Origin of the sequence: Clostridium sp. LS (assembly GCF_002760435.1) — a bacterium.
GTDB lineage: Bacteria > Bacillota > Clostridia > Clostridiales > Clostridiaceae > Clostridium.
The window spans coordinates 1-1,676 of record NZ_AUUU01000189.1 but is presented as its reverse complement, the minus strand read 5'-3'; the positions used below and the strand labels follow the sequence as shown (position 1 = coordinate 1,676).

At 25.2% G+C, this 1,676-nt stretch carries 2 protein-coding genes; one reads left to right on the top strand and one right to left on the bottom strand.

Going from position 1 to position 1,676, the window contains the following annotated elements:
• On the top strand, positions 1-183 hold a 183-nt coding region (locus COL3_RS29145), incomplete at its 5' end, for a hypothetical protein (RefSeq protein WP_207655457.1).
• Between the two features lie 70 nt (positions 184-253).
• On the opposite strand, the gene COL3_RS25895 is transcribed toward COL3_RS29145, so the two are convergent.
• Entirely contained in the window at positions 254-1,396 is a 1,143-nt protein-coding gene (locus COL3_RS25895) for a hypothetical protein (protein WP_008425374.1), read from the bottom strand.
• Positions 1,397-1,676 lie beyond the last annotated feature (280 nt).

Genomic DNA, 1,676 nt, shown 5'->3' with positions numbered 1-1,676 from the left:
AGCTCATTTTTAAATGCCTTCTGCATAAGAATATTTATTATTTCTGGTGAAGATATACACATAAAGATAGGCATATATGTCTATCTAATAAATCAAGTTAAAAATTTTGGTATCTATAAATTTCCAAGATACTATAAACTTGAATTATATTTAGAAATATATAAATACCACAATAAAGACTAACTATTTTGCTCAGTGTTGTGTTGAGAATAGAATTGAGCAACATAGTTAGTCTTTCCTTCTGTCGGTATTTTTATATTATAAAATGTTCTTCTAGCGCCTTAATCATTTCTGTTTTTAAGTCGTCGTATTTATTTATATGATTTACCGTATCATTGATTTTATCGTATGTAACCAAAGAAATATTGACATTGTCATTTTCATAGGAAAGTAAATAGCCTAATTCATAGTTATAACTTAAATCAATTTCTTTGTAGTCATTTGATATAATTTGATATAGGTTTCCTTCTTTTTTTTCTAAAACCATATATTTAGGTTTAGTATTATTTTCTTGATTTTTTGCTTTATTACAATACTTTTCATCGTTTAAAGTTATAAATATATTTTCCTCATTGTATTTGCCAAAGGGAAAATACAAATACCTTTTTTCCTTAATAAAAGATATTACATAATCTTTTATTTCGGACTGTGGACCTTTATATTTTTGCCCGTCCTTATTTACAGAAAACAATAAGCTTGTATATTTTTCGTCCCATTCAAAATGCTTTCCTTGCCATTCCTCAAGAAATAAAAGTAAATTTAAAAAATCTAATTCATTATACTTCTTTATTACTAAATACTTATTCTTAAGGGCATCTTCTAAATGTTTCTCCATAGCTTTATCTAACTTGTTTATACTTCCAGCTTGTCCTTGTTGGCTCAAGAAGGAACTAAAATCATTTCCAAAGCTTGAAGTTAAAATAATTTTTAAAACAATTTTATTAAATTTCAATGCTTTCTGTTCTTTGTTTTCTATACTTATATCTAAATTTTCAGTGCACTTATCTAGATACTCTTTTATTAAAGTTAAATCCTTTTGTATGTAGCCTTCTTTTCTTAATCTTACTAGGCTCAAATCTTTTTTTATATATTCGTCCATGAGATGATCTTGTTTTGTCATATTCTTGGCTTTTATTGATGTAATTATGGGTATAGTCTTTGATAACTTCTCCTCTAAAGCTTCTTCTACATTTGTAATATAGCTCTTAGGGAATCTTAAATCACTTTCAGAATGTAATTTTTCCTTAAATTCATTAATTATATTTATCTCTTTCATAATATCTAATTCTTTTTTTAAAACAGTTTTTTCCTCAAGTTCTGAAACAATTAATAATTTACTTTTCTCAAAAGCATACCCTAATCCATAAGTAATAAGCAATTCATCTTCATAAGCCATATTTATCAGTCTCCCGCATCTCTTTATAGTTTTTATTCATCATTAATTCACTTAAGTAATTCCTTATAATTTCATACCTATATAAATTATAATTTGCACTTCATAGTATAATCAACAAGTAAATATTACTAAAGCTCTTGTATAGTGCCATTACAATAATATTTATGTATGTATCATATTTATTGTAAATATACCAAACTATAAATAAACAACATGTAAACTAGATTTATGTGGTAGCTTACCGAAATAATAAATATTTTTGTTACGAAAAACTATGAAA